Annotated in this window: 2 protein-coding genes; both read left to right on the top strand. The window is 39.9% G+C overall.

The window, feature by feature from the left end:
• Window positions 1-52 precede the first annotated feature (52 nt).
• Entirely contained in the window at window positions 53-574 is a 522-nt protein-coding gene (locus ACEW80_RS09590) for an NYN domain-containing protein (RefSeq protein WP_334798192.1), read from the top strand.
• Window positions 575-810: 236 nt separating this feature from the next.
• On the top strand, window positions 811-2,402 hold a 1,592-nt coding region (locus ACEW80_RS09585; RefSeq protein WP_373526352.1), incomplete at its 3' end, for a 2-isopropylmalate synthase.

Genomic DNA, 2,402 nt, shown 5'->3' with positions numbered 1-2,402 from the left:
TATAATCTATTGTTCCATCTAAATTCATATATATTATTAGGTGTAAATTTGTATGGGTTCTCCAATGAATCGTCTGTCTATTTTTGTAGACGGAAACAATATGTTCTATGCTCAACAAAAAAATGGCTGGTTTTTTGACCCACGGCGAGTCTTAGAATACTTAAAACATGAGCAATCAGAAACAACATTAATTAATGCATTCTGGTACACTGGTTTAAAAGACCCACAAGATCAACGAGGTTTTAGAGATGCTTTAATTAGTCTGGGCTATACAGTCCGAACTAAAATTCTTAAAGAATATTATGATGATACGTCTGGTCGTTACTCGCAAAAAGCGAATTTAGATATTGAAATTGTTGTAGATATGTTTAATACAGTAGACCAATATGACCGAGTAGTATTATTCAGTGGCGATGGAGATTTTGAAAGGGCAATCGAATTATTACGCTCAAAAAATACACATATTACGGTAGTCTCAACAGAAGGGATGATCGCTAGAGAGCTACGGAATGCTACTGATAGATATATAGATTTAAATGATATCAGAGAACAAATAGAAAAAACTGAAGGTTAGTATTCTTAGCAATTATTTACAAAGGTAAGAGTAAAAGAAAAACTAAGTTGAAGATATATTGAGCCACCACTAGAAACGTAAGAATTCAGCACCCAGGAGTCAGAAGTCAGAATTGATAAGGAGTTTAGTATGATTTAGATATTCATTCATTAAATCTTTGTCTGATTCTTTAACTATTCTGAGTTCTGAATTCTGACTCCTGAATTCTTACCTAGAAACTAAACAACAAACCGCAAATGAGAAACAAAACAGATCGAATCATCATTTTTGATACGACATTGCGAGATGGAGAGCAGTGTCCAGGAGCAACCCTGAATATAGACGAGAAGCTAGTTATTGCCAAGCAATTGGCGCGACTGGGTGTAGATGTAATTGAAGCAGGGTTTGCCTTTGCGAGTCCCGGAGATTTTGAAGCAGTCAAGAAGATTGCTCAAATTGTTGGGACAGAAAATGGCCCAGTAATTTGTAGTTTGGCAAGAGCAATTAAAGCAGATATCGAAGCTGCTGCCGAATCATTAAAACCAGCAGTTAACGCCAGAATTCATACATTTATTTCGACTTCTGATATTCATTTAGAGTATCAGCTGCGGAAGTCACGGGCAGAAGTATTAGCGATCGCTCAAGAAATGGTAGCTTATGCCAAGTCCTTCATGACAGATGTCGAATTTTCGCCGATGGATGCGGCTCGTACTGATCCAGAATTTCTTTATCAAGTGGTAGAGGGAGCGATCGCCGCCGGTGCAACAACAGTTAACATTCCCGATACTGTAGGTTACACAACCCCTAGCGAATTTGGAGCCATAATTAAAGGCATTATCGAAAATGTCCCCAACATCGACCAAGCGATTATTTCCGTTCACGGTCATAATGATTTAGGTTTGGCAGTTGCTAACTTCTTAGAAGCCGTGAAAAATGGCGCACGGCAACTAGAATGTACGATTAATGGCATTGGCGAACGTGCCGGAAATGCCTCATTAGAAGAATTGGTGATGGCGCTGCACGTGCGGCGGCAATATTTTAACCCCTATCTCGGAAGACGATCTGATTCTCAAGAATCCCTAACAAATATTGACACCCGACAAATTTATAAAACTTCACGCTTAGTTTCCAATTTGACGGGAATGTTAGTACAACCAAATAAAGCGATCGTGGGGGCAAATGCCTTTGCTCATGAGTCTGGAATTCACCAAGATGGTGTGTTAAAAAACAAACTCACCTACGAAATTATGGATGCCCAATTGATTGGATTAACAGACAATCAAATAGTTTTGGGTAAACATTCCGGCAGAAATGCTTTTCGGACTCGCTTGAAAGAATTGGGCTTTGAACTGTCGGATACGGAATTAAATAAAGCATTCGTTAGATTTAAAGAGGTAGCAGATAAAAAGAAAGAAATTTCTGATTGGGATTTGGAAGCGATCGTCAATGATGAAATCCAACAAACGCCCGATTTATTCCGGGTAGAATTGGTGCAAGTTTCCTGTGGTAGCAACGCCTGTCCCACTGCTACTGTCACCCTCCGCACCCCAGAAGGTGAAGAATTAACCGATGCTGCCATCGGTACTGGGCCAGTGGATGCAGTTTACAAGGCCATTAACCGTGTGGTGAATGTGCCAAACCAGTTGATTGAGTTTTCTGTGCAGTCAGTAACAGGTGGTATTGATGCCATTGGAGAAGTAACGATTCGTTTACGTTATGAATCTAGAGTGTTTTCTGGTCATGCGGCGAACACAGATATCATCGTTGCTTCCGCCCAAGCTTATGTTAATGCCTTGAATCGTCTTTATGCATCTTTGCAACCTCAAGAGAAGCAAGAAGAAGTAACTGC

It is taken from the genome of Nostoc sp. (assembly GCF_041747015.1).
Taxonomy (GTDB): Bacteria; Cyanobacteriota; Cyanobacteriia; order Cyanobacteriales; family Nostocaceae; genus Nostoc.
The sequence above is the reverse complement of the archived record's forward strand: the minus strand, read 5'-3'. Positions and strand labels throughout refer to the sequence as shown.